20 protein-coding genes and 3 tRNA genes are annotated in these 25,320 nt (G+C 72.9%); 18 read left to right on the top strand and 5 right to left on the bottom strand.

The window, feature by feature from the left end:
- Positions 1-70: 70 nt before the first annotated feature.
- Positions 71-1,129: an SCO2583 family membrane protein gene (locus ACWEO5_RS21095; RefSeq protein WP_452163831.1), complete on the top strand. Its 1,059-nt coding sequence runs from the start codon at positions 71-73 to the stop codon at positions 1,127-1,129.
- 119 nt (positions 1,130-1,248) lie between these two features.
- On the opposite strand, the gene ACWEO5_RS21090 is transcribed toward ACWEO5_RS21095, so the two are convergent.
- The gene (locus tag ACWEO5_RS21090) at positions 1,249-2,343 is read right to left on the bottom strand and encodes a M48 family metallopeptidase (protein WP_452163830.1); all 1,095 of its coding nucleotides are present in this window, start codon (positions 2,341-2,343) and stop codon (positions 1,249-1,251) included.
- A 243-nt stretch (positions 2,344-2,586) separates the two neighbouring features.
- Between ACWEO5_RS21090 and ACWEO5_RS21085 the strand changes: the two genes are divergently transcribed.
- From ACWEO5_RS21085 to ACWEO5_RS21015, 15 genes are all read left to right on the top strand, one after another.
- Positions 2,587-2,814 (top strand): hypothetical protein, encoded by a 228-nt coding sequence (locus ACWEO5_RS21085; protein ID WP_344550043.1) that lies wholly within the window; start codon positions 2,587-2,589, stop codon positions 2,812-2,814.
- Between the two features lie 251 nt (positions 2,815-3,065).
- On the top strand, positions 3,066-3,215 hold the full coding sequence (locus tag ACWEO5_RS21080) for a hypothetical protein (protein WP_344550042.1): 150 nt from the start codon (positions 3,066-3,068) through the stop codon (positions 3,213-3,215).
- A gap of 137 nt (positions 3,216-3,352) precedes the next feature.
- A complete protein-coding gene (nadD, locus tag ACWEO5_RS21075) occupies positions 3,353-4,030 on the top strand; it encodes a nicotinate-nucleotide adenylyltransferase (protein ID WP_452163829.1) in 678 nt (225 codons plus the stop codon).
- Between the two features lie 19 nt (positions 4,031-4,049).
- Positions 4,050-6,284, top strand: a complete 2,235-nt coding sequence (locus ACWEO5_RS21070) for a LytR C-terminal domain-containing protein (RefSeq protein WP_452163828.1) — start codon at positions 4,050-4,052, stop codon at positions 6,282-6,284.
- A 161-nt stretch (positions 6,285-6,445) separates the two neighbouring features.
- Positions 6,446-6,883 carry a ribosome silencing factor gene (gene rsfS, locus ACWEO5_RS21065; protein ID WP_030458222.1) on the top strand — a complete coding sequence of 146 codons (438 nt, stop codon included), beginning with the start codon at positions 6,446-6,448 and terminating at the stop codon, positions 6,881-6,883.
- Positions 6,880-7,527, top strand: a complete 648-nt coding sequence (locus tag ACWEO5_RS21060; protein ID WP_344550111.1) for a histidine phosphatase family protein — start codon at positions 6,880-6,882, stop codon at positions 7,525-7,527. Before rsfS ends, ACWEO5_RS21060 begins: the two co-directional genes overlap by 4 nt.
- Before the next feature lie 120 nt (positions 7,528-7,647).
- A tRNA-Ala gene (locus tag ACWEO5_RS21055) sits at positions 7,648-7,720 on the top strand.
- 38 nt (positions 7,721-7,758) lie between these two features.
- A tRNA-Ala gene (locus ACWEO5_RS21050) sits at positions 7,759-7,831 on the top strand.
- Positions 7,832-8,135: 304 nt separating this feature from the next.
- A tRNA-Ala gene (locus tag ACWEO5_RS21045) sits at positions 8,136-8,208 on the top strand.
- Positions 8,209-8,300: 92 nt separating this feature from the next.
- A complete protein-coding gene (locus ACWEO5_RS21040) occupies positions 8,301-9,593 on the top strand; it encodes a hypothetical protein (protein WP_452163827.1) in 1,293 nt (430 codons plus the stop codon).
- Between the two features lie 337 nt (positions 9,594-9,930).
- On the top strand, positions 9,931-12,804 hold the full coding sequence (gene leuS, locus ACWEO5_RS21035; RefSeq protein ID WP_452163826.1) for a leucine--tRNA ligase: 2,874 nt from the start codon (positions 9,931-9,933) through the stop codon (positions 12,802-12,804).
- A gap of 419 nt (positions 12,805-13,223) precedes the next feature.
- The gene (locus ACWEO5_RS21030) at positions 13,224-13,979 is read left to right on the top strand and encodes a hypothetical protein (protein ID WP_452163825.1); all 756 of its coding nucleotides are present in this window, start codon (positions 13,224-13,226) and stop codon (positions 13,977-13,979) included.
- Between the two features lie 118 nt (positions 13,980-14,097).
- Positions 14,098-15,048, top strand: a complete 951-nt coding sequence (locus ACWEO5_RS21025) for a DegV family protein (RefSeq protein ID WP_452163824.1) — start codon at positions 14,098-14,100, stop codon at positions 15,046-15,048.
- A gap of 736 nt (positions 15,049-15,784) precedes the next feature.
- The gene (locus tag ACWEO5_RS21020; protein WP_452163823.1) at positions 15,785-16,429 is read left to right on the top strand and encodes a helix-hairpin-helix domain-containing protein; all 645 of its coding nucleotides are present in this window, start codon (positions 15,785-15,787) and stop codon (positions 16,427-16,429) included.
- Positions 16,430-16,751: 322 nt separating this feature from the next.
- Complete coding sequence (locus ACWEO5_RS21015) at positions 16,752-19,556, top strand: ComEC/Rec2 family competence protein (protein WP_452163822.1); 2,805 nt, start codon at positions 16,752-16,754, stop codon at positions 19,554-19,556.
- A 216-nt stretch (positions 19,557-19,772) separates the two neighbouring features.
- Here the strand turns inward: ACWEO5_RS21015 and ACWEO5_RS21010 are convergent, their stop codons facing one another.
- Complete coding sequence (locus tag ACWEO5_RS21010; protein WP_344550033.1) at positions 19,773-20,036, bottom strand: hypothetical protein; 264 nt, start codon at positions 20,034-20,036, stop codon at positions 19,773-19,775.
- Positions 20,037-20,210: 174 nt separating this feature from the next.
- Between ACWEO5_RS21010 and holA the strand changes: the two genes are divergently transcribed.
- Complete coding sequence (holA, locus tag ACWEO5_RS21005) at positions 20,211-21,206, top strand: DNA polymerase III subunit delta (protein WP_452163821.1); 996 nt, start codon at positions 20,211-20,213, stop codon at positions 21,204-21,206.
- A 40-nt stretch (positions 21,207-21,246) separates the two neighbouring features.
- Here holA and ACWEO5_RS21000 read toward each other — a convergent pair whose 3' ends face one another.
- From ACWEO5_RS21000 to ACWEO5_RS20990, 3 genes are all read right to left on the bottom strand, one after another.
- Positions 21,247-21,894: a hypothetical protein gene (locus ACWEO5_RS21000; protein ID WP_452163820.1), complete on the bottom strand. Its 648-nt coding sequence runs from the start codon at positions 21,892-21,894 to the stop codon at positions 21,247-21,249.
- A gap of 613 nt (positions 21,895-22,507) precedes the next feature.
- Entirely contained in the window at positions 22,508-22,771 is a 264-nt protein-coding gene (gene rpsT / locus ACWEO5_RS20995) for a 30S ribosomal protein S20 (protein ID WP_344550029.1), read from the bottom strand.
- A gap of 214 nt (positions 22,772-22,985) precedes the next feature.
- Positions 22,986-23,291, bottom strand: coding sequence for an antibiotic biosynthesis monooxygenase family protein (locus ACWEO5_RS20990; protein WP_452163819.1), 306 nt, complete (start codon positions 23,289-23,291; stop codon positions 22,986-22,988).
- A gap of 103 nt (positions 23,292-23,394) precedes the next feature.
- Between ACWEO5_RS20990 and lepA the strand changes: the two genes are divergently transcribed.
- Positions 23,395-25,263, top strand: coding sequence for a translation elongation factor 4 (gene lepA, locus ACWEO5_RS20985; RefSeq protein WP_452163818.1), 1,869 nt, complete (start codon positions 23,395-23,397; stop codon positions 25,261-25,263).
- Positions 25,264-25,320 lie beyond the last annotated feature (57 nt).

Here is a 25,320-nt window from a genome sequence, read left to right as displayed (position 1 = left end):
TCACCCGCCGTCGCGCGCTCGTTACCCGCGCGCCCTCGTCGCGGGCGGCCCGCGAGTCTACCCTGGTGTCATGGGTGACCCGCGCGAGCCTCCTGGGGGCACGCCCGAGGGTGGTTCCAACGATGACGAGTTCCGGTCCGTCGTCTTCGACGAATCGTTCGTCCGGGCTGCCCGGATCCAGGAGCTGTCCGCGCAGGAGCGGCTGGCGGGTGCCCTCGGCCGGGCCACCCGGCCGCGCGGCTGGGGCTGGCTGTCGGTGCCCCGGCAGGCGATCGTCCTGCTGCTGGTGGTCGCGATGGCGTTCGCCGCCGCCGTCTACTTCGGGATCAGCTCCCCGCGCGGCGAGACCACCCCGCCCAACGGCACCCAGCTGACCGTCAGCCTCACCCCGCTCGCCCCGCCCGGGGCGGTCACCGCGGCCGCCGACCGCGCCGACCCGTTCGCCGGGCTGCCCGCCGGGTACGCCGACGGCCAGGCCGGGTTCGGGATGCCGGCCGCCACCGCCACCGCGCACTTCACCGGCTCCCAGGTGCAGCGGGCCCTGGACTCCGTCCAGCAGTACCTGGTGGTCTCCGAGCTGACCCCGGCCACCCTGACCGCCAACCAGACCGCGCAGGTCCGGGCCCTGATCACGGCCGGCGAACTCTCCCAGTACGACGACAGCACCAACTCGCCCCGCGACGACCAGCACCACGCCGCCACCGGCTGGATGGTGCGCTTCGACCCCGGGCAGATCGCCCTGGCCACCGACACCGTCAAGACCACCGGCAGCGTGCACGTCGGCGAGCTCAACGCCGACACCCTGGAGGTCACCACCGACCACACCCTGGTGTACGCGCTGCGCCCGGCCGGCACCACCAGCGACCCGTCGGTCACCCTGTACGCGGTGCGCCGGGCGGTGCGCATCGACGTCGACCGCGCCGACCTCGACACCGGACGGCTGCGGGTGGTCGACGCGGCGGTGCAGGCCGGACCGAGCTCCTGTTCGGCCGGGCAGAGCGACTACCTGCAGCCGGTGCTGGCCACCACGGCGGGCGTCCGCGCGAGCGTCCCGCCCGCCGTGGCCCCGGCCGACCACGGCCGGCCGGCCTGGCAGTCCTGCGGGGTGCTCGGGCCGATCACCGGCTGAAACCCGTCCGGGCCGGTCGGCGTCCGAGCCCGTTGCCGTCCGGGCGGGTCGGCCTTCGGACGGCCCGGGGGCGGGAGGGCCGGCCCCGGGCCGGGAGGGTCGGCCCGGGGCCGGGAGGGTCAGTCCCGGGAGCCGCCGTCCTCCTTGTCGCCGCCGTTGCCGTTGTTGCTGCCGTTGCCGCCGTTGCTGCGGCCGGCGCCCGCGAAGGTGTCGCGGAGCTTGCCGCCGACCGTGCCGACGCCGTTGCCAAGGTCGCGGAGCAGGCCCATCAGCGGGTCCTTGCTGTCCTTCACCGACTGCGAGTACGACTCGGCGGCGGCCTTCCACTGCGCACCGACCGAGACGTCCGGGTCGTCGCCGCGGCGCGGGTACGCCCCGGCCATGATCGAGCGGTACTCCTCGCTCTCCGCCCACTTCTTCAGCTGGGCCACCCGTACCACCGCGAACGGGTGCGACTGCGGCAGCACCTGGAGCAGCTTCAGCACGCTGTCGCGCAGGTCGCCCGCCTTGTCGTACTCGGCGGCCTGCTCCAGGAACGCGTCCACGTTCATCTCGGCCATGTGCGCGCCGCCGGCCAGCTTCATCAGCGACCGCATCGACGCCTGCAGGTCCTGCCCCGCCAGCAGACCGGCCCGGTCGCTGGACAGCTCCGCCTTGCGGAACCACTCCTTGAGCGCGGTGATCAGCGCCATGATCGCCAGGTTGCCCAGCGGTATCCAGGCGATCCGGGTCGCCAGGTTGGTGAGGATCAGCAGCATGGTCTGGTAGACCGCGTGCCCCGACATCGCGTGACCGACCTCGTGGCCGATCACCGCGCGCAGCTCCTCCTCGTCCATCAGCTCGACCAGGCCGGTGGTGACCACGATCACCGGGGTGTCCATGCCGATGCAGTACGCGTTGACCTTCGGGTCCTGGGAGACGTACAGGTCCGGGACCTTGTCCAGGTCCAGGAGGTACGCGGCGTCGCGCACCATGTCGTACAGCTCCGGGAACTGACGCTCCGACGTCTTGACCGCGGTGGCCAGGAACATCAGGCGCACACTGCGCTCCGACACCAGGCCGGCCAGCTTCTTCAGGACGTCGTCGAAGCCGCTGAGCTTGCGCAGCGCGACCAGGCCGGAGCGGTCCGCCGGGTGCTCCCAGGCCCGGGTGGAGATCTCCGGGAAGCGCTGGCGGCGGCGGCTCGGCGCGGAACCCTTGGTCATGTCGGTCATTGAGTACCTCTCCTGGATCGACGCCGGCACCGGCCCCCTGGCCGGCCCCCGCTGCTTTCCACTTCAACGTCGGTGTGTCCGTACTCGTCCCCGCGGTCACGCTACGCCGTCCGCCCCGCGCCCCGGGAGACCGGGGACGCCCCCGGACGGCCCGGACGGGCCCCGCGGGTACCGGGGGTGCCGGGGCGGGGGCGGCGGTAAACGGGACTACCCTGGCTCTGCCGTACCGAACAAGGAGCTCCGATGTCCACTGCCGCCCTGGTCCAGCTCGCCGGACCGATCTCCAGCGAGAACGGCCCCGGTCTGTTCCTGCGGATCATCTTGATCGCCTCCTTCGTCGGAGTCGGCCTGATGGTGTGGGCGCTGGCCCGGGCCGGCCGCGACGGCGCCAAGCGCGACGCGGCCCGCGCGGCCGCCCGCGAGGCCGAGCCGTCCGGCGCGGCCGGGCGGACCGCCGACGACCTGGGCTGAACCGGGTCCTTCCCGGGGCCGGTCCTGCGTTCGGCCGGGGCTCGGCCGGCGTCCGACCGGCGTCCGACCGGTGCTCGGCCGGTGCTCCGCTGGCGTTCGACCGGGGTCGGCAGGCGGAGGACGGCTCACGGGCGGTCAGACGCGGTGGGCCGCCGCGCGGTTGCGCGTCGGGCCCCCGTACGATGAGCGCGCGGGCCGTACGGTCCGTGACCGCCTGGTCCTCACACCGAGCCGAGAAGGTCCCGCCGATCATGAGCTCTGCTGCCCTGCCCGCCATCGCCCGCCTCGCCGAGGAGGGCGGTAACCACGACAGCCTCAACCCCCTGCTGACGGGCGGCGCGGCGCTGTTCATCCTGCTGCTCCTGCTGTTCATCACCACCCGCTTCAACCGCGACCGCTGACCGGCCGCGCCGCCGCCCCGCCCGCCGCGCGCCCGCGGCCCCCGGGGTGGCGGGCGGGACGGTGGGCGTGCGGTGCGCCCGGGGACCGCTGACCGGCGGAACCCCCGGGACATTCGCGTCGCGTAAGGTGTGGCGCCATGAGAGAGCAGGTCGAGACCTCCGGGACGAACGTGGCGCCGGGCACCTCCGCGCCGGGCACCCCGGTACCGGACAGCGGTCCGCGCAGGCGACGGCTGGGCGTGATGGGCGGCACCTTCGACCCCATCCACCACGGCCACCTGGTCGCCGCGAGCGAGGTGGCGAGCGCCTTCCAGCTGGACGAGGTGGTCTTCGTCCCCACCGGGCAGCCCTGGCAGAAGTCCGAGCGGCAGGTCTCGCCGGCCGAGGACCGCTACCTGATGACGGTGATCGCGACCGCCGAGAACCCCCAGTTCTCGGTCAGCCGGATCGACATCGACCGCGAGGGCCCCACCTACACCGTGGACACCCTGCGCGAGCTGAGCAGCCTGCACCCCGACGCCGAACTCTTCTTCATCACCGGCGCCGACGCCCTCGCGCAGATCATCTCCTGGCGCTCCTCCGAGGAGCTCTTCGACCTCGCGCACTTCATCGGCTGCACCAGGCCGGGCCATACTCTCTCCGACACCGGCCTGCCGGTCGGCGGCGTCTCGCTGGTCGAGGTGCCCGCGCTCGCCATCTCCTCCACCGACTGCCGGGTGCGCGTCGCCAAGGGCGAGCCCATCTGGTACCTGGTGCCGGACGGCGTGGTCCGATACATCCACAAGCGGGCGCTGTACGCGTCGGCCCGGCCTTGATGCCCCCAGGAGGGACGACGTGACCGGAACGTCCGACGACCAGAACTGGTTCGGCCAGCAGCAGCCCCAGCCCCAGCCCCAGCCCCAGTCCCACTCCCGCCCGCCCCGCCCGGAGCACCCGCAGCAGCAACCCGACTACTACGCGCAGCAGCAGGGGTACGAGGGCTCCGGGTACGAGCAGCAGGGGTACGAGGGGCAGGGCTACGAGGGGCAGCAGGGGTACGAGCAGCAGTCCGGCCCGCACGAGCAGGGCGGTCGGTACGACCAGTACGGCGCCCCCCAGTACCAGCAGCAGTACCAGCAGCACCAGCAGCACCAGCAGTCGTCCGGGGCGTACTCGCAGGACCCCTACGGCGGCGGGCAGCAGGCCCCCGCACCCGGGTACCCGGCGCAGGGCTACGGACAGGGCGGCCACCGGCAGGGCGGGTACGAGCAGGCGGGCTACGAGCCTTCCGGGTACGAGCCTTCCGGGTACGAGGCGCCCGGTTATGACTCGTCGGGCTACGGGCAGGGCGGGTACGAGCAGGGCGGGTACGAGCCGCAGGGGTTCGAACAGCGCGGCCACGAGGGACAGTTCGACGGGCAGCCGGGCGGGGACGGGTACGGGCAGCAGTCCTACGACCCCTACTACGGGCAGCGGCAGCCGGAGCAGGCGCCGTACCAGCAGGGTGCGCAATTCCCGGTGACGGCTCCCGGGCAGGTGCCCGGACAGGCTCCCGGGCAGACGGTGGGACAGGTTCCCGGACAGGCTTCCGGTCGGGCGGCGGGGCGTTCGGCGCCTCCGGTGAGCCCGGTGGGCGGGGCCGCCGCCGCGGGCGGTGCGCCCGGGGTGGCGGGCGCGTCCGGGGCTACGGGCGCGGGGCGGCGGGCGCGTCCGGCCGCTGCTGCTCCGACGGCCGGTGCGGCGAACGCGCCGGTAGAGGAGCCGTCCGAGCTGGTCGGCGGGCGGGCGGCGGCAGCGGCGGCCCGGGCGAAGGGCAAGGGCGGTGACTCGTACACCACGTCCGAGTTCGACTTCGTCGACGAGCAGACGGAGGAGTCCGAGGACGCGATCGACTGGCTGAAGTTCGCCGATTCGCGCAGCGAGGTGCGGGCCGAGCGCCGGCGGCGGCTGCGCAACCGGCTGCTCTCGCTGCTGGTGGCGGTGGCGGTGCTCGCGGCCGGCGGCGTCGGCTACCTGTGGTGGAGCGGGAAGCTCGGCGGCGGCGGCGACGCCGACGCGGCGGTCGGCGGCCGGTACGTCAACGTGGTGCACCTGCGCGACCCGCAGGGCAAGGTCACCACCGCGCTGCTGGTCGACGACGAGGGCGGGAAGAAGGCGACCGTGCTGCTGCTGCCGGACACCCTGCAGCTGCCCAGCAACGGCGACTCCGCGACCACCACGGTCGGCAAGTCCCTGGACGAGATCGGCGCCTCCGCCACCCGTGACGGCCTCTCCGCGGTGCTCGGCGCCAAGGTGGCCGGCACCTGGCGACTGGACACCCCCTACCTGCTGCTGCTGGTCTCCCAGCTCGGCGGCATCAAGGTGGACACCAACGCCGAGGTGCGCGAGGACAACAAGGCGGACGGCAAGGTGCTCGCCAAGGCGGGCAAGGACGTCCTGCTGAACGGGCGCGCCGCCGTCGCCTACGCGACCCTCCAGGCACCGGGGGAGAGCCGGGACGCTCAGCTCGCCCGCTTCGGGCAGGTGATGGCCGCGGTGATCGGCACCATGCCGACCACCATGTCGGACGCCACCGACGACGTGCACCGGATGAACTCGGTCCCGGACCCGTCGCTCCCGGAGAACGCGCTGGCCGGTGTGCTGGTCAACCTGGCCAAGCAGGGGAAGGCGGGGCACCTGTCCACCGTCACGCTCACCGCGAAGGCCGACGGCACCCTGGACGACGCCGTCGCGGGCAAGCAGGTGAAGGAGATCCTCGGCGGCACCATCGGCAAGGTCAAGGGCACCGGCGGCTCCACCCGGGTCACCCTGGTCAATGCCTCCGGCAACGACCTCTCGGCGGAAGCCGCAAAGGTCATGGTCATCAACGCGGGCATGGACCCGCTGCCCTCCAGCGCCAAGGCGTCCGAACAGGCGACCTCCGAGATCCGCTACACCGACGACGCCAAGCAGCCGGCGGCCCTCACCCTGGCCACCAGCATGAACCTGCCGGACTCGGCGGTGAAGAAGGTCACTGACGAGCAGAACGCGGACCTGGTGCTGGTGATCGGCAAGGACTACCAGCCGCCGGCGACCCAGAAGAACCAGTAGGGAGAACCGGCGGGGAGAACCGGCGGGGATCCCCGGAGGGGGAGGCCCCGCGGGACACCGCGGAAGCGCGGCCGGGGCCCCCGGGCGGAAAACGCTCGGGGGCCCCGCCGCGTTCGTGAGATCCTGGGGGAGTATCCCCACAGCCGATCCGGAAGAGCATCGTGACCGTCACCGACCGAAGCCAGGAACTGATCACCGTCGCCGCGCAGGCGGCGGCCGACAAGCTGGCGCACGACATCATCGCCTTCGACGTCAGCGAGGTGCTGTCGATCACTGACGCCTTCCTGATCGCCTCCGCAGCCAACGACCGCCAGGTGCGGGCGATCGCCGAGGAGATCGAGGACCAACTGCGCGAGAAGCTCGACGTCAAGCCGGTGCGCCGCGAGGGCGAGCGCGAGGGCCGCTGGATCCTGCTCGACTACCTGGACATCGTGGTGCACGTCCAGCACTCCGAGGAGCGCTCCTTCTACTCGCTCGACCGCCTGTGGAAGGACTGCCCCGAGCTGCCGCTGCCCGAGGACGCCCTGGCGACCCGGAACCGGCCGGAGAACGCCGTCACCGACGCCGCCGGCAACGCCGTCTCCGGGGGCGACCTCTGAGCCGGGCCGGGGCCTGGCCGCGCATCGTCCTCTGGCGGCACGGCCAGACCTCCTGGAACCTCGAATCCCGGTTCCAGGGGACCACGGACATCGAGCTCACCGACCAGGGCGTCTTCCAGGCCCAGCGGGCGGCCCGACTGCTCGCCGGGCTCCGGCCCGACCTGTTGATCTCCTCCGACCTGCAGCGGGCCCGGCGCACCGCCGCCGAGCTCGCCGCCCTCACCGGCCTCGAAGTGCACCACCACGAGGGTCTGCGGGAGACCTACGCGGGGGAGTGGCAGGGGCTCACCAACGCCGAGATCCGGGCCCGCTACCCGGAGCAGTACGAGGCGTGGGCGAACGGCGAGCAGGTGCGGCGCGGCGGCGGCGAACTGGCCACCGAGGTGGCCGACCGGGCCGTCCCGGTGGTGCTGGACGCGGTGGGCAAGCTGCCGGAGAACGGCACCCTGGTGGTGGTCAGCCACGGCGGCACCATCCGCACCATGATCGGCCGGATGCTGGGCCTGGAGCCGCAGATGTGGGAGCGCTTCGGCGGTCTCTCCAACTGCTGCTGGTCCGTCCTCGGCCAGGACTCGCGCGGTTGGCGACTGCTGGAGCACAACGCGGGCACGCTGCCGCAGCCGGTCATCGGCGACGAGACCTGAGGCGGCGTCCGGCGGCCGACCGACCCGGATTTCACAGTTCCGGCTCTGACCAGCTAGAGTCTTCCTCGTTCGCAGTGAGGAACGCAGACGGGAAACCGGGGGCGGGAGTCGCGGAACTGCGGGGCTATAGCTCAGTTGGTAGAGCGATTGCATGGCATGCAATAGGTCAGGAGTTCGATTCTCCTTAGCTCCACTCCGCACCGGTGGTCCGTGAGTGGTCGTCAGTGTCGCGGGGCTATAGCTCAGTTGGTAGAGCGATTGCATGGCATGCAATAGGTCAGGAGTTCGATTCTCCTTAGCTCCACAGCAGTTCCGTGAGGCCGTCACCCGAAGAGGGTGGCGGCCTTCGGTGTTGTTGCGGGTGGGCGCGGGCGCCGGGCCGGCCGGGTGTGCAGGGCGGACCGCCGCGAGGGCCACCGTGAGGGACGCTGCGAGAAGCATCGTGAGGAGTGCCGCGAGAAGTGCCGTGAGGAGCGCCGTGGGAGGTGCTGCGAGGGGTGCCGCGGGGATCATCGTGGGGCTCCGGAACGGATTAGGGCCGGGGGCGCCGACCGTGTACAGTTGTCGATGTCGCCGAGGGAAACCGCAGGTGGCAGCGGTGAAAGCATGGGGCTATAGCTCAGTTGGTAGAGCGATTGCATGGCATGCAATAGGTCAGGAGTTCGATTCTCCTTAGCTCCACAGCAGTCCGGAGGCCGTCCCACTAGGGGCGGCCTTCGGCCGTTCACCGGACTTCCCTGCCGAGCGGGGGACGGGGCCGCTACGGTCGTGGCATGGCCGACCTGGTGCGAAAACGGAACGACGAACTCGCCCGGATACTCCACCAGCTCGGCTGGAGCCCGGAGCGGCTGGCCCGCGAGGTGAACGCGGTGCTCCCGACCGGCATGGCGATCAGCGCCACCGCACCGTACAAGTGGCGGGACCGGGGGATGGTGCCGCGCTCGCCGCACGACCAGACCGTCTGCGAGGTGCTGGGCCGCAGCGTCGGCATCGCCGTCACCTACGAGCAGCTCTGGGGGCGGATGGGCTCCCACCGGGGCGCGAAGATGCTCTCGCCCCGGCTGCTGACCGACCCGTGGACCGCCGACACCGCGCAGACCGCGCTCCGCGAGGCGGGCGCCGACGGTGCCCCGGTGCGCCTGACCGACCTGTTCCGCGGCGACGAACTGGAGCAGGCCGCCCGGCACTGGGCCTCCCCGCCCCCGCCGGTCGCCGGTGGGGAGGGCGCGCTGCGGATCGCCCCCGAGCAACTGGCCGACCTCCGGCTGTCCTACGAGTCCAAGCAGCGTCTGGAGCGCGCCTACGGCGGCGGCCTGATCCTTGACCTGGCCAAGGCGGAACTCGCCATGGTGGGCAAGCTGTTGGAGCTCGGCCGCTACGACGAGCCGCTCGGCCGCGAACTCTACGGCGCGGCCAGCCGGCTGGCCCGACTGGTCGGCTGGGCCAACTACGACATGGGCAACGACGCCGCCGCCCAGCGCGCCTTCGTCGCCGCGCTGCGGGCCGCGCACGTCTCGGGCGACCCGCGGCTCGGCGTCGGCGTGGTCGGCTGCCTCGCCGTCCAGGCCACGTACAACTCCGGCGGGCGGGGGCTCGATCCAGTGGCGATGCTCTCCACCGCGCTGCGCGCCGCCGACGCCGTGCTGACGCCGCGTGAGCGGGCGCTGCAACTGGGGCGGATCGCCCGGGCGCACGGCCGCAAGGGGGAGCAGATCAGTGCGGAGGCCGTCGCGGAGCGGGCGTTCCGGGTGCTGGAGGGCGTGGAGGGACACGCGCAGGAGCGGGCCGACCTGGAGGGCATGGTCGGCGAGGGGTACCTGCTGCTGGGCGAGCACGCGCAGGCACGCAGCCTGCTGCTCGCCTCGATCGACGCCCTCTCGGTGGAACGGGCCAGGGCCAAGGCGCTGTTGATGGTGCGCCTCGCCGACTCCTACCGGCGCACCGGCGAGCGGGCCGAGGCCGAGCGCACCGCCGACCGGGCGCGGCTGCTCGCGGCCGGCATGCAGTCGGCGCGGGTGGCCCGGGCCCTGCGGGACTTCGACACCGCGATGCGCGCGGAGGCGTAGCCCGTGGCTGGGCGGGGCGAGTCGGGCGGGCGGGGTGACTGGGGCGGTTGGTGCGGTCGGGGCGGTGCGGGCGATGGTGGGGCGGGCGGCGGTGGAGTGCGTGGCTGGTGGCGGTGTGGTCGGGCGGGTGCGGGCGGGGGTTGACGTGGTGACGCGAAAGTGGGTTGAGGGGGTGCGGTACCCTGAGCCCATGCGAACCGTGCGCCTGCTTCTTAGCCGGCCGCGCTGACCAGGACCGGCTTGAGGGCCGGAGTCGGCGTGGCGTCCCCTCCTGAGGAGGGGCTTTCTGCTTTCTACGGCCTGTTCGCTGACTGATGACGATGGAGCCTGAAGGACCATGAGCGAGACGACCCCCGCATCCGGCGCGGCCGAAGCCGCCACCGAGCCTTTCCGCTACGGCGCCGCGCTGGCCGCCGAGATCGAGTCCCGCTGGCAGGACTTGTGGGAGAAGGAGGGGACGTTCGACGCCCCCAACCCGACCGGCCCGCTGGCCGACGGGACGTCCGTCGCGACGAAGCCGCACAGCTTCATCATGGACATGTTCCCGTACCCGTCGGGCTCCGGCCTGCACGTGGGCCACCCGCTGGGCTACATCGCCACCGACGTGTACGCCCGCTACCAGCGGATGACCGGCCACAACGTGCTGCACACCCTGGGCTACGACGCCTTCGGCCTGCCCGCCGAGCAGTACGCCGTCCAGTACGGCATCCACCCGCGGGTGTCCACCGAGGACAACATCGCCAACATGCGCAAGCAGCTGCGCCGGCTGGGCCTGGGGCACGACTCGCGCCGCTCGATCTCCACGATCGACCCGGACTACTACCGCTGGACGCAGTGGATCTTCCTGCAGATCTTCAACTCCTGGTACGACGAGGACACGGCCAAGGCCCGGCCGATCGCCGAACTGATCGCCCAGTTCGAGTCCGGTGAGCGTGCGGTGCCGGGCGGTCGCGCCTGGGCCGAGCTGTCCGGCGTCGAGCGCGACGAGGTGCTGGGCGAGTACCGGCTGGCGTACTCCAAGGAGGTGCCGGTCAACTGGTGCCCCGGGCTGGGCACCGTGCTGGCCAACGAGGAGGTCACCGCGGACGGCCGCTCCGAGCGCGGCAACTTCCCGGTGTTCAAGTCCAACCTGCGCCAGTGGATGATGCGGATCACCGCCTACGCGGACCGCCTGATCAGCGACCTGGACCTGCTGGACTGGCCCGAGGCGATCAAGCTGCAGCAGCGCAACTGGATCGGCCGTTCCGAGGGCGCCCGGGTCGACTTCACCGTCGGCGCCGACACCGTCACCGTCTTCACCACCCGCCCCGACACCCTGTTCGGCGCCACCTACATGGTCCTGGCGCCCGAGCACGCCCTGGTCGACACCGTCGTCCCGGCCGAGTGGCCGGCCGGCACCCGCGAGGAGTGGACCGGCGGTGCCGCCGACCCGGCCACCGCCGTGGCCACGTACCGAGCGGTCGCCGCCGCCAAGTCCGACGTGGAGCGCCAGGCCGACGCCAAGGTCAAGACCGGCGTGTTCACCGGGGCCTACGCGACCAACCCGGTCAGCGGCGAGCAGATCCCGGTGTTCATCGCCGACTACGTGCTGATGGGCTACGGCACCGGCGCGATCATGGCCGTCCCGGCGCACGACAGCCGCGACTTCGCCTTCGCGCAGGCGTTCAACCTGCCGATGCGCTGCGTCGTCCGGCCCACCGACGGCCGCGGCGAGGACCCGCACACCTGGGACGACGCCTTCGACACCTACGACTCGGTGCTGGTCAACTCCGAGCGCGACGGCATCTCGCTGAACGGCCTGTCCGTGGTCGACGCCAAGGCCCGGATCACCGCTTGGCTGGCCGAGCAGGGCATCGGCGAGGGCACCGTCAACTTCCGCCTGCGCGACTGGCTGTTCAGCCGCCAGCGGTACTGGGGCGAGCCCTTCCCGATCGTCTACGACGAGAGCGGCGCGATGCACGCCCTGCCCGAGTCGATGCTGCCGGTCGAGGTCCCCCAGGTCGAGGACTACCTGCCGCACACCTACGACCCCGACGACGCCGCTTCCTCCCCGAAGACCCCGCTGTCCCGCAACGAGGACTGGGTCAACGTCGAGCTGGACCTGGGCGACGGCCCGAAGACCTACCGCCGCGAGACCAACACCATGCCCAACTGGGCGGGTTCGTGCTGGTACGAGCTGCGCTACATCGACCCGGTCAACTCGGCCTCGGTCGTCGACCCCGCCAACGAGGCCTACTGGATGGGCCCGACGGCGGAGAAGCCGGCCGGCGGCGTCGACCTGTACGTCGGCGGCGCCGAGCACGCGGTCCTGCACCTGCTGTACGCCCGCTTCTGGCACAAGGTGCTGCACGACCTGGGCCACGTCTCCTCGGTCGAGCCGTTCCACAAGCTGTTCAACCAGGGCATGATCACCGCCGACGTCTTCCGCGACGACCGGGGCTTCCCGGTGCCCGCCGCCGAGGTCGAGGAGATCGGTGACGAGTTCTTCTGGAACGGCGAGAAGGTCCGCCGCGAGGCGGGCAAGATGGGCAAGTCGCTGAAGAACGCGATCGCCCCGGACGAGTTCGCCGACGAGTACGGCGCGGACACGCTGCGCCTGTACGAGATGTCGATGGGCCCGCTGGACGTCTCCCGTCCCTGGGACGCCCGCGCCGTGGTCGGCTCCTACCGCTTCCTGCAGCGCCTGTGGCGCAACATCGTCTCGGAGGTCACCGGCGAACTGGTGGTCACCGAGGAGGAGCCGGACGAGGCGACGCTGCGCGCGCTGCACAAGGCGATCGACGGCATCCGCGGCGACATGGCGGGCATGCGGTTCAACACCGCCGTGGCCAAGGCCATCGAGCTGAACAACTTCCTGGTGAAGCGGGGCTCCACGCCGCGGCCGGTGGCCGAGCAGATCGTCCTGCTGATCGCCCCGCTGGCCCCGCACATCGCCGAGGAGCTGTGGCGCCGCCTGGGCCACGAGCAGTCGCTGGCCTTCGCTGACTACCCGGTGGCCGACCCGGCGTACGTGGTCGACGAGACCGTGACCTGCGTCGTGCAGATCAAGGGGAAGGTAAAGGCCCGCCTGGAGGTCGCGCCGTCCATCTCGGACGCCGACCTGGAGGCACTGGCCCTGGCCGACCCGGCCGTGGTCGCCGCCATCGGCGACGCCCAGGTGCGCAAGGTCATCGCGCGCGCGCCGAAGCTGGTGAACATCGTCACCGGCTGACGGAACCCCGGTCGGCACGTCGCCGGCCAGGCAGGGCCGGTCGTCCCCGTGGTGGGGCGGCCGGCCCTTCGCCGTCCGCGGCCGGGCCGGCGGTCGGACCGGTGGATCGGTCGGCGTGCCGAGGAACCGGACGGGCCGGACGGGCCCGGCGGGGCGGCCGAGCCGGGGGAAGCGGGGGAGACGGGGAAGGGGGAGGCGGCGGGGGGAAGCGGACAAGGCGGCTCCGTTCTTCGTGCGAGTGTGCTCCGGGATCCCGGGGCGATCGCTTGGGGATATCCCTGAGCTGTCCCTGATCTCGGGGGTGAGGAGCGTCTGCGACCTGCTGTCGACCGCCGCTCCGGGCTACGGTGGAAGTCCGGCGGACAAGCGGACCGCACCGGGCGGTTCAGGGCCGGTCACGGGCGGAAGGTGGGCTCCCGATGGAAGCGCTCGGTGTGGTGGTGGCTCTGGTCGCGCTGTTCGGGGTGACCCTCCTGGTGATGGCTGTGGTCGGGACGGTGAAGGCGGCGAAGGCGGTGGCGGCCAAGGTCGACCGGCACAGCGCCAACGCCCAGCGGGCGATGGAGAACGCGGCGCTGAAGGCGAAGAGCATCGCCAGGCCGGGCGAGCAGGGCCGGATCGCCGGCCTCCGGCTGTCCCTGCGCACCGCGTTGGACTCCACCCGCCAGGTGCTGCAGGGCGGCCTGCCGCAGGACGGCCAACTCGGCGACGCGCTCCAACTACTGGCCCGCCTCGACTCGCACGCCGCGGAACTCGACGCCGAACTCCGCATGATGGAGCGCGAGCCGACGAACGGCCGGGTCGCCGCCAGGCTCCCCGAACTGCGTGAGCGCGCCGAGCGGATCACCCACTCCGCGGACTCCCTGCGCTGGGCCGCCCAGGACCGGATGCGTCGCTTCGCCGACGACGAACTCGCCCGCCTCGGCAAGGAGTGCCAGGACGAGGCCGGCGCCCTGCGCCACTGGACCTCGTCCGCCCCCGCCGCCGATGGGACGGACGCCTCCGGTACGGCCTCCGCAGCCGCCTCCGCCGAGGAGTCCGCCGACCGCCGCAAGGGACTCGGCTCCAACCGTTCGACCAGTGCCGAGGAACTGCTCGGGCTGGCCGCCGAGCCGCTCTCCCGCCTCGCCGACCGCCTCCGCAAGCCGAACCCGGCGGGCCCCAACCGCCCATGACCCCGCGTCATGGTGCAGTCGCTCTCCGTGTGCGGAGAAGTTACCCGGCCCATTCGGGGTCAAACCATCGAATGACGAGCGCTGTCATCCCGGCCCGGTGGCGGGTAACCTCCGGCTCATGCCCGGCCACCTCGCACTTGTCACGGATTCCACCGCGTATCTGCCCCAGGAGGCGGTGGACCGGCACCGGATCCGGGTGGTACCGCTCAGCGTTGCGGTGGGTGACGAGGTCTTCGCCGAAGGCGTCGAGATCTCCCCGAAGGATGTTGCCGAGGCGCTGCGTTCCAAGCAGCGGGTGACGACCTCCCGTCCCAGCCCCGAGACCTTCGCCGCCGCTTACCGGGCGGCCGCGGAAGCCGGTGCGCGCGGCATCGTCTCGATCCACCTGTCGGCCGAGCTCTCCGGTACGGCGGAGGCCGCCCGGCTGGCGTCCGCGGCCGTGCCGATCCCGGTCCGGGTGGTCGACAGCCGGCTCGTCGGCATGGCGCTGGGGAGCAGCGTCCTGGCCGCGGCCGAAGCGGCCGTGGCACTGGACGAGGCCCGCGCCGGATCGGAGCCCGACGCCGCCCCCGCCGAGGGCGCCCCCGCCGGGGAGGGTGGGGCGGACGCCGGCGCCACCGAGGCGGACCTCGACCTGGTGGTCGCCGCGGCCGAGAACCGGGCAGCCGGTACCGCGGGCTTCTTCTACGTCGACACCCTGGAGCACCTGCGGCGCGGGGGCCGGATCGGAACGGCCCAGGCACTGGTCGGTTCCGCGCTGGCGGTGAAGCCGCTGCTGCACCTGGCCGGGGGCCGGATCGAACCGCTGGAAAAGGTCCGCACGGCCTCCCGGGCGATCGCCCGGCTCGAAGAGATCGCCGTCGAGTACGCCGGGCGGCAGCCGGTCGACGTCACCGTCCACCACCTGGCCGCCGCGCACCGGGCCGAACCGCTGGCGGAACGGCTGCGGGAGCGGATCCCGGGCCTGAAGGAGCTCTGCGTCAGCGAGGTCGGCGCGGTCATCGGGGCGCACGTCGGCCCTGGTCTGCTGGCTGTGGTGATTTCTCCGATCGTCGCATCGTCACACTGAACTCGGCCGGATTCACTCGTCCGAGCGACAGGAGTTATCCACAGGCCCGAGTTGTCCACAGGGGCGGACGAATTCTCCGACGGTCCGCCGGCATCGATCTACTGTCCTCGCCATGAGGACCATCACCACACCCCAGACCCGTCGGCGCCAGGCCGGCGAGGCCGTCCGAACCCGCCTCGGCCGGCTCCTCCCGGCGGATCCGTCCAACGACTCCGACCTCTTCGACGCGTCCATCGAATGCGGCGCCGATCCCTCATCGCCGACGCGACCGGCGTGCGGAGCGGAGACCGGCCCGGACGGACAGTCGGAGCCCGAGCAGGGCACCTCCGGATCCACAGAGCCGCTCCGACCGGAGGGAACGGTGGAGCGGGAGCCGGAGGCAGTGCCCGATCCGGTGCCGGAGGCGGCGCCCGGGCCAGGGCTGTCGCCGACCGCCGGCCTGCCGTCAGCACTGTCGTCTTCGAGCGTCCTTGCGAGGTACGGCGCGGCCGCGCGTTGCGTTCGTCCGGCAGGGTCGCCACCGCCCAGCGTCGGGGAAGCCGGTGCCTCCGGCCGCAGGAGAGCCGTTTCGCCGTCGGAGCGGGACCCGCCCGCAGCGGCGACCGCCCCGGACGGGGCCGCTCAGCCGGAGCGTCCCGTGACACCCCGGTTCCCGCCTCCGGTACCGGACCGGCCCGATGCGTCGTCGGACCCGGAAAACCCGCCCGAACCCCCGTCCGCCCCGAAGCCCGCCACCGTGCCCCACACCACTCCGCCGAGACTCCCCCTGCGGCTGCGCCTCCCAGCCGCGTTCGCCCTCGACCGCCGGGCCGTGCTCGGCCTGACCGTCCTGCTCGTCCTCGCCACGGGCTACGCCGTCCAGCACTTCTGGCTCGGCCGGCCGCACCCCGTGCCCGTACCGGCCATCGCCATGGCCGAAGCCGTGTCCGACCGGACCGCGGAAGGAGCGCCACCACAACAACCGACTGATCCGTCCCTCGTCGTCGACATCGCCGGGAAAGTCCAGCACCCCGGCCTGCGAACCCTCCCCGCGGGTTCACGGGTCGCCGATGCCCTGGCGGCCGCCGGCGGACCGCTCCCCGGGGCCGACATCAGCCTCCTCAACCTCGCCCGCCCGCTCACCGACGGGGAGCAGATCCTCGTGGACACCGGCCAGGCACCCGGTGGCGCGGCCCCGACCGGGCCCACCGGCCCGGTGAGCCTCAACCACGCGGGCGCGGACCAACTCGATTCGCTCCCCGGAGTGGGGCCCGCACTGGCCCAACGCATCCTCCAGTACCGCCTCACCCACGGCCCCTTCCAGTCCATCGACCAACTCCGCCACGTCCCCGGCATCGGCGCCCGGAAGTACGAAGACCTCAAACCGCTCCTGACTCTCTGACCCGCTGGCCGACCGCCTCTCCGGCCGTGCACACCCGGAAGCACGGGGAACCGCCCTGCCATGCGCCAGCGCGGAACCGTGCCCCGGCGGAGAAGGCGCCCCTGCCGCCCGCACCCGCGCTCTGGCCTGGCCCGCCCTACGGGGCGCGGCCGCCGCGACGACACCGCCCACGACTCGGAGGCCGCCCCTGGAACCGGACCCGCCGATCGGCACGACCTGAGCAGGCCCCCGCGCCGAGTGCAACACCCCTGCGGAGAAAGGACTTCGAAGCCTTTTGCACGCCGCCCGACCCCGCCCGCGTCGATGAGGAGGAGGAGCCCCGATGCCGGTCACACCAACCGCTGTCCGTCACCGGACCGACTACCGGCTCCTCCTGCCGGCCTGCACCGCGTGGGCCGTCACCGCCACCGTCCTCGGCCTGGCCCCAGACCGACACCCGACAGTGCTCGCGGCCGCGCTGGTGGCTGCCGCAGTCTCCCCGCTCCTGCTCCGGGGCGGCGGCACCCGCCGGAAGGTCCACCGCCTGGCCGCCGCCGTCCTGCTGACCGCCGCCACCGCGGCCACCACCACCGTCCTGCACACCGCTGACCTGCACCGGGGCCCGCTACCTGCGCTGGCCCGCCCACCCGTCCCGACTGCCGCCGCACCGTCCGCCGGGGCGGGGCAGCGGGCGGGTGGCGACCAACGGGACACGGCAGAGCAACCACGGAAGGAGGACACCGCAACTCCCGAGATCACCGTCGAGTTGACCGTCACGGGCGATCCGAAACAGCACGGCCCGCACACCCGGGGCAGCTCGCTGTCCCGGCCGAGCCTGACCGTTCCGGCTCTGGTCACCGAAGTCCGGGCCGCCCCCGCCCGCCTCGGCGGCCCCGCCCCGCCGCCCATCGCCACCCGCACACCCGTCACCCTGCTGATCCGGTCCCCGCAGGACTACCCGTGGCAGCGGCTGATCCCCTCCACCGGCCTGGAACTACGGGCGGAGGTGCTGCCGGAACAGCCACCGACGACAGGCCGAGCGGGAAGGGCCGGCACCGACAGTGCGGCGCTGCTCGTCCCGCAGGGGCTGCCGCGGATCACCGACCGGCCGAACCTTCCGCAGCGCCTCGCGGCCCAGCTGCGAAAGGGGCTCCGCGACGCCTGCGATCACCTGCCGCCGGACGTTCGCGGGCTGCTCCCCGGGCTGGTGGTGGGAGACGTGTCCAGGCTGCCCGACGACCTGTCGGACGCGTTCCGGGCCACCGACCTCGGCCACCTGGTCGCGGTGAGCGGCGCCAACCTGGCGATCGTCCTGGCCGTCCTGGTCGGTGGTGCGCCGAGCGAGCCCGACGCACCCGGCCGCGGCGGCCTGGCCGGGCTGCTGGGCCTCTCGTTCCGCACCACGGCGCTGCTCGGAACCGTGCTGACGCTGGCGTTCGTCACCGTCTGCCGACCCGACCCGAGCGTGCTCAGAGCCGCCGCCACCGGGCTGATCGGACTGCTCGCCCTGGCCACCGGCCGCCCCCGGCGAGGGGTGCCGGCGCTGGCCGGAGCGGTGCTGGTCCTGATCCTGGTGGACCCGCACCTGGCCCGTTCGTACGGGTTCCTGCTCTCCTCACTGGCCACCGCCGGGCTACTGGTGCTCGGCCCGAGCTGGACGGCGGCGCTCCGGGCGCGCCGCTGGCCGCACCACCTGGCCTCGGCGGTCGGCGCCACCGCCGCGGCGCAGGCGTTCTGCTCACCGGTCACCATCCTGCTCGCACCCCGGGTCAGCCTGGTCGGGGTGCCGTGCAACCTGCTGGCCGAGATCGCGGTGGCCCCCGCCACCCTGCTCGGGTTCGCCGCGCTCGCGATCGCACCGCTCTGGAAGGGAGCGGCGGAGTTCCTGACGGACCTCGCAGCACTGCCGGCCGGTTGGCTGGTCGCCGTCGCACGGCGCGGTGCGGCGCTTCCGGGAGCCGAACTCGGCTGGCCCGCCGGGCCGTTCGGCGCGGCCCTGCTGGTCGTGGTGATCGTCTCGCTGGCCTGGTCGGTACCGCCGCTCCTGGCGGGTCACCGTGCCCGGCGGCGGAGGACCAGGGCACTGGTCGCGCTCGCCGTCGCCCTGGCGCTGCCGTTGGTCCTGCTGCGCCCGGCACCGGTCGTCCGGCTGGCGACCGGCTGGCCCGCGCCGGGCTGGCGGATGGCGATGTGCGACATCGGTCAGGGCGACATGACGGTCCTGTCCGTCGAACCGGGGACCGCCGTGGTGGTGGACGCCGGGCCGGACCCCAAGACGGCCGACGCCTGCCTGCGCAGCCTCGGAGTGACCAGGGTCCCCGTGCTGATCCTCACCCACTTCCACGCCGACCACGCGGAGGGCATCCCCGGGGTCCTGCGCGGCCGGTCGGTCGGATCGATCGAGGTGACCGCCTCGGGCGAGCCGGACGGTGAGCGTTCCCGGGTGCTCCGCTGGGCGGCAGCCGGCGGCGTCCCGGTGGTGCGCGCACAGCGCGGCGAGCGGCGCACCGCCGGAGCGGAACTGGCGTGGGAGGTCCTCTGGCCCACCTCGCCGTCGGCGCCCGGGGCCGAGGGCCCGAACAACTCCAGCATCGCGGTCCTCGCCCTGCTCGGCCCGCCCGCCGCCGCGTTGCGGGTCGCCCTGATCGGAGACCTGGAACCCCCGGCCCAGGCCGCGTTGCTGGCGCTCGGCGCGCTGCCACGGCCGCCGCCCCGGGCCGGGGCCCCGGCCCGGCAGTCGGAGCGCGGGGCGACCGGCGGCGGACCGACTCCCGGGGACGGAAAGGAGGCTGACCGCGTGGTACTTGCGGGGGAGACCGGGGCTGCCGGGCGGAGCACGGGCCCGAGCGGGCCGGGGCCGCCGCCGGGGACGGGCCCGCCGCGGGTGGGGAGGGTGGACGTCCTCAAGGTCGCGCACCACGGATCGGCCAACCAGGACTGGGCGTTGATGGCCGCGCTCCGGCCGCGGCTGGCCCTGATCTCCTGCGGGGTGGGGAACCCGTACGGGCACCCGGCGCCGCAGACCGTGGCCGGGCTCAGGGCGCTGGGTGCGATGGTGGTCCGGACCGACGACTCCGGGGACATCGCGGTCCTGGGCGACTCGCGGACCCTCGCGGTGGCGACGCGTTCGCGCTCCGGCCACGGCTGAACGGTCGCGCGGGAGCGGGCCCGGCGATCGGCGGCGGACAGCGGGGGCCGGCGCTGGGGTCGGCGGCGGAGGCCCGGTGAGTGCGGTTCGAGTGGTGCGGACCGGGGCCGGTACGGAAACGCCCGCCCGAGCGGGTGGGGTCACCTCGTTCGGGCGGGACCAAGGGATGTCGAAAAGGAGGGAGTCAGCGGACGGGGAGGGTGGGAGGGGAGGGCATCAGCCCTGCTCGCGCCAGCCGTCCTGTTCGGCGACCAACTGGTCGAGCTCGGTCAGCAGTCGGGCGGTCCAGCCCTCGTCCTCGGGGGCCTCGACTACCACCAGCCACTGGGCGTCCTCGGCGTCGTCCTCGCCGGCGAGGGAGTCCCGGACCACCTCGACGTCACCCAGTTCGGGCCAGCGCGCACTCAGCTCCTCGGCGACCTCCTCCGCCGCATCGCGGTCGGGGAGGACGAGCAACTGACGGTCATTGTTCTCGATCACGTCATCATTCTCCCCAGCCCCGCACCCGGTACGGAATCGGCCCCGCTTCCCGGAACCGGCGGGCGGATACGGGCGGGTGCGGGCGGGCGGGCAGGGCGCGGTGGAGAGGGGGAGCCGGCGAGGAGGAGCCGGGGTGCGGAGGGCTGTCGGCGCGGCGTGCGATCCTGATAGGCGATGGCCAGGAAGAGTGCACCCGACGACCTGCTCGCCCCGCTGACCGTTGCGGTCGGCCAGGAGGAGCTGCTGCTCGACCGCGCGGTCGCCGAGGTGGTGGCCGCGGCGCGGGCGGCGGACCCGGAGACGGACGTCCGGGACCTCCCGCCGGGGGGGCTGCAGCCGGGCCAGTTGGCGGAGCTCACCACGCCCTCGCTCTTCGCGGAGCGGAAGGTCATCGTGGTCAGGGCCGCGCAGGACCTCTCGGCCGACTCGGTCAAGGAGGTCAAGGCGTACCTGGAGTCGCCCGCCGAAGAAGTGATCATGGTGCTGGTGCACGCGGGCGGTGCCAAGGGCAAGGGACTGCTGGACGCGGCGAAGAAGGCGGCCGCCCGGGAGGTCGCCTGCGCGAAGCTGACCAAGGCGAACGAGAAACTGGCCTTCATCCGCAACGAGTTCCGCACCCTTGGGCGGGCCGCCAGCCCCGAGGCGTGTCAGGCGCTGTTGGACTCCCTGGGCAGCGACCTGCGGGAACTGGCCGCCGCCTGCAGCCAGTTGACCGCTGACGTCGAGGGGCCGATCGACGAGACGGCGGTCGCCAAGTACTACAGCGGCCGCGCCGAGGCGACGGGCTTCGAGGTGGCCGACCTCGCGGTGACCGGCCGGGCCGCCGAAGCCCTGGAGCGGCTGCGCTGGGCCCTGGCCGTCGGCCAGCCGCCGACCGGCATCACCTACGCGCTCGCCTCCGGCGTCCGCAGCATCGGCCGGCTCGCCTCCGCGGGCCGCAACATGCGGCCCGGTGACCTGGCGCGCGAACTCGGCATGCCGCCCTGGAAGGTCGACCGGGTGCGCCAGCAGATGCGCGGGTGGACCGGTGACGGGGTGGCCGCCGCACTGACCGCCGTCGCCGAGGCCGACGCCGCGGTGAAGGGCGGCTCCGACGATCCCGCGTACGCGCTCGAACGCGCCGTCGTCGCCGTCGCCCGCGCCTCCCGGGCCGGGTCCCGCCCCTACTAGGCCCGTCCGACCGGGTACAGCCGGGCCGTTCGGGCGGCGTTCAGGCGGGGGAGCCGCTGAGGCCGCGCAGCATGTCGCGGGTGTCGCTGACGAGGGCGCTGCGGACCAGGTCGAGGTCGGGGGCGGTCGTCCGGCCGTCCAGGTAGGAGCCGGACCAGCCGGCGTAGCAGGTCATGCCGCCCTGCCGGACGTACAGGACCTGGGTCAGGTAGTGCCGGCCGGTGTCGCTGCGGTCCGGGTCGTCCAGGTAGCCGAGGTACGCCTCGTCGCCGAGTTCGGCCACCGGGCTGATCAGGTAGTGGCGTTGGGCCAGGCCGTCGCGCTGGGCGCCGAACTCCGGGCGCGGGTCGACCTGGTGGTGGAGCTGCACCTGGAGGTAGAGCGAGTAGTGCTCCGAGTCGCCCCCGGCCTTCTGGCGGTACTGGCTGCAGTACATCTCGTCCAGCACCCGGTGGCGCGTCGTGTAGTGGTACGGGCTGCCGGACGGGGACGGGTACAGCCGGGCGAAGGCGGGCAGCGCGGCGGTGGCGCACAGGTCGTCGGCGGCCCGGTAGCCGGCCGACGCGGGGGCGGCGGGGCGGCCGAGGACGCCGCGCACCAGCGGCGGCAGGGTCAGTACGGCGGCCGACCACACCGCGGAGGCCAGGACCGCGCCGCCGACGCCCCACCACACCCCGCGCCCGCGCACCCGTCGCCGCCCCCGACCGGCCCGTCCGGCCCGTCCGGCCCGACCGCCCCCGCCCGTCGGGGCGCCGAATCCGCCGGCCCGCCCGGGCGGCACGGGGGCGGGGCCGTAGCCGGTGCCGGGAGCGGGTCCGTACCCGGGCGAGGGCGAGGGCGGAGGGGGCGGGGACGGCGGTGGAGTCGGCATCGTTCCCCTGCGTAGTCGGACGGGCACGGAAGGTGCCACGCACCCTACCGCCGCCGTCCGGCCGGAGCCGATTCCGCGCGGGTACGCAGGTTGACGCCTGTCACCCGTTCACCTGACCCGGGGCGGGAAGAGGGAGGGGAGCAGAGGGGCCGGAAACGCCGACTGCCCGCCCGGGGGCCCGGGCGGGCAGTGGGGGTGAGGTCCCGGGGTCGGGCGCTCTCACCGTGGAGCTGGTGTACCGCACCCGCGTGGCGAACGCAGGCCGCGTGCGGTACGGATCGTGCGGCTCACCGGGATCCGGGTAGAGGGCCGGGGTCTCCGGGAGCGGGTGGTCGGCGGTAGCGGGTAGAGGGCCGCGGGTTCACGCCTACCGGGGTGGTGCCGGGAGCGGCACCGGGTGCACGGCGGGGCCGTGCGGGAAGAACCTGGATCAGGCGGCGGCGTTGACGCGCTTGGTGATCGCCGACTTCTTGTTGGCGGCCTGGTTCTTGTGGATGATGCCCTTGCTGACGGCCTTGTCGAGGGCCTTGGAGGCGGCGCGGGCGAGCTCGGTGGCCTTCTCGGACTCACCGGCGGCAGCGGCCTCGCGGGCCTTGCGCAGGGCGGTCTTCAGCGAGGACTTGACGGCCTTGTTGCGCAGGCGCGCCTTCTCGTTGGTCTTGTTGCGCTTGATCTGGGACTTGATGTTCGCCACGAAAGAGCCTCAGTCTGTGTGAATCGACGTGAATCGACAGGTAAACGGGTCGCACTCCGGTACCCGCTCGTGCCTGCTGAGAGGGCATGCCGAGGGCGGAGTGCAGCGCCCCACGCTACCAGGGCCGCAGCGCTCGACCCAAACCGGACCGCCGGGCCCCGCGGCCGACGGTCCGCCGGCCGCGCACCCGCCCGAACGCGCACCCGCCGGCCGTTCAGGCGGTGAACAGCGGCTCGCCGTAGTGCTCGACGGTCGGGAACGGGTCGTAGAAGCGGTGCAGCAGTTCGCGCCAGCGCCCGTACTCGGGGGAGCGGCGGAAGCCCTCGGTGTGGTCCTCCAGGGTGTCCCAGCCGACCTGCAGCAGGAAGCGCGAGCTGCTGCCCGCGTCCAGGCAGCGGCGCAGTTCCAGGGAGCGGAAGCCGTGCTGGGCGGCGATCAGGGGACGGGCCTCGGCGAAGGCGGCGAGGAAGGCGTCCTCCTGGCCGGGGAGGACGTCGAGCAGGGCGCTTTCCAAGATCATGGGGGGATCCTCCCGCACGCCCGATCGGGCGGGAAGAACCGAGGGCCGTTCGGCATGGGAGGATGGGCGGAACCATATTGATCGGATCAGAAATCGGACCAAGGTGCCCGCGACCCCCAGCAACGTGCCAGAGCCCAGCCGTACTGACCCGGCGGTGATCCGCAACTTCTGCATCATCGCCCACATCGACCACGGCAAGTCGACGCTCGCCGACCGGATGCTGCAGATCACCGGCGTGGTGGACCCCCGGCAGATGCGCGCCCAGTACCTCGACCGGATGGACATCGAGCGCGAGCGCGGCATCACCATCAAGTCCCAGGCCGTCCGCCTCCCGTGGGCGCCCAGGTCCGGTGAGAACGCGGGCACGACGCACATCCTCAACATGATCGACACACCCGGCCACGTGGACTTCACGTACGAGGTGTCCCGCTCCCTCGCGGCCTGCGAGGGGACCATCCTGGTGGTCGACGCCGCCCAGGGCATCGAGGCGCAGACCCTCGCCAACCTGTACCTGGCGCTGGAGAACGACCTCACGATCATCCCGGTGCTCAACAAGATCGACCTGCCGGCCGCCCAGCCGGAGAAGTACGCCGCCGAGATCGCGCACATCATCGGCTGCGACCCGGCGGACGTGCTGAAGGTCTCCGCGAAGACCGGCCTCGGCGTCGAGGACCTGCTCGACCACGTGGTCGAGAAGATCCCGGCCCCGGTCGGCGTCAAGGACGCCCCGGCCCGCGCGATGATCTTCGACTCGGTGTACGACGCCTACCGCGGCGTGGTCACCTACGTGCGAGTGGTGGACGGCCAGCTCACCAAGCGCGAGCGGATCGCCATGATGTCCACCGGCGCGACCCACGAGCTGCTGGAGATCGGCGTCATCTCGCCCGAGCCGAAGGTCGCCGACGGCCTCGGCGTCGGCGAGGTGGGCTACATCATCACCGGTGTGAAGGACGTCCGGCAGTCCAAGGTCGGCGACACCATCACCTCGCAGCACAAGGGCGCCACCGAGGCCCTCGGCGGCTACAAGGACCCGCGCCCGATGGTGTTCTCCGGCCTCTACCCGCTGGACGGCTCGGACTACCCGCTGCTGCGCGACGCGCTGGACAAGCTGCGGCTGAACGACGCCGCGCTGGTCTACGAGCCGGAGACCTCGGTCGCGCTCGGCTTCGGCTACCGCTGCGGCTTCCTCGGCCTGCTGCACCTGGAGATCATCCGGGAGCGGCTGGAGCGCGAGTTCAACCTCGACCTGATCTCCACCGCCCCGAACGTGATCTACCGGGTGATCATGGAGGACGGCACCGAGCACACCGTCACCAACCCGAGCGAGTTCCCCACCGGCAAGATCGCCGAGGTGTACGAGCCGGTGGTGCGCGGCACCATCCTCGCCCCGAACGAGTTCGTCGGCGCGATCATGGAGCTCTGCCAGTCCCGCCGCGGCACCCTGCAGGGCATGGACTACCTCTCCGAGGACCGGGTGGAGCTGCGCTACACCCTCCCGCTGGCCGAGATCGTCTTCGACTTCTTCGACCAGCTGAAGTCCAAGACCCGCGGCTACGCCTCGCTCGACTACGAGCCCATCGGCGAGGAGTCCGCGAACCTGGTCAAGGTCGACATCCTGCTGCACGGCGACGCGGTGGACGCGTTCTCCGCGATCGTGCACAAGGACAAGGCGTACAACTACGGCGTGATGATGGCCGGGAAGCTGCAGAAGCTCATCCCGCGCCAGCAGTTCGAGGTGCCGATCCAGGCCGCGATCGGCTCCCGGGTGATCGCCCGCGAGACGGTCCGGGCGATCCGCAAGGACGTCCTCGCCAAGTGCTACGGCGGTGACATCTCGCGCAAGCGCAAGCTGCTGGAGAAGCAGAAGGAAGGCAAGAAGCGGATGAAGATGGTCGGCCGGGTGGAGGTTCCGCAGGAAGCCTTCATCGCCGCGCTGTCGACGGACGCGGAGGCCCCGAAGGAGAAGAAGTAACTCCGGGGCAGCACGACGGCGGTGGGCCGGTTCCCCCTCCCGGGAGGGGGAACCGGC

This window comes from Kitasatospora sp. NPDC004272, assembly GCF_053603035.1.
Note: the sequence above shows the minus strand (reverse complement) of the source record. Positions and strands in the feature narration are given on the sequence as shown.

What these genes read in the sequence shown, in the direction of transcription:
- ACWEO5_RS21095 (WP_452163831.1), top strand. Translation starts at nt 71, where the DNA reads ATGGGTGACCCGCGCGAGCCTCCTGGGGGCACGCCCGAGGGTGGTTCC.
- ACWEO5_RS21090 (WP_452163830.1), bottom strand. Translation starts at nt 2,343, where the DNA reads ATGACCGACATGACCAAGGGTTCCGCGCCGAGCCGCCGCCGCCAGCGC.
- ACWEO5_RS21085 (WP_344550043.1), top strand. Translation starts at nt 2,587, where the DNA reads ATGTCCACTGCCGCCCTGGTCCAGCTCGCCGGACCGATCTCCAGCGAG.
- ACWEO5_RS21080 (WP_344550042.1), top strand. Translation starts at nt 3,066, where the DNA reads ATGAGCTCTGCTGCCCTGCCCGCCATCGCCCGCCTCGCCGAGGAGGGC.
- nadD (WP_452163829.1), top strand. Translation starts at nt 3,353, where the DNA reads ATGAGAGAGCAGGTCGAGACCTCCGGGACGAACGTGGCGCCGGGCACC.
- ACWEO5_RS21040 (WP_452163827.1), top strand. Translation starts at nt 8,301, where the DNA reads ATGGCCGACCTGGTGCGAAAACGGAACGACGAACTCGCCCGGATACTC.
- leuS (WP_452163826.1), top strand. Translation starts at nt 9,931, where the DNA reads ATGAGCGAGACGACCCCCGCATCCGGCGCGGCCGAAGCCGCCACCGAG.
- ACWEO5_RS21030 (WP_452163825.1), top strand. Translation starts at nt 13,224, where the DNA reads ATGGAAGCGCTCGGTGTGGTGGTGGCTCTGGTCGCGCTGTTCGGGGTG.
- ACWEO5_RS21025 (WP_452163824.1), top strand. Translation starts at nt 14,098, where the DNA reads ATGCCCGGCCACCTCGCACTTGTCACGGATTCCACCGCGTATCTGCCC.
- ACWEO5_RS21015 (WP_452163822.1), top strand. Translation starts at nt 16,752, where the DNA reads ATGCCGGTCACACCAACCGCTGTCCGTCACCGGACCGACTACCGGCTC.
- holA (WP_452163821.1), top strand. Translation starts at nt 20,211, where the DNA reads ATGGCCAGGAAGAGTGCACCCGACGACCTGCTCGCCCCGCTGACCGTT.
- ACWEO5_RS20990 (WP_452163819.1), bottom strand. Translation starts at nt 23,291, where the DNA reads ATGATCTTGGAAAGCGCCCTGCTCGACGTCCTCCCCGGCCAGGAGGAC.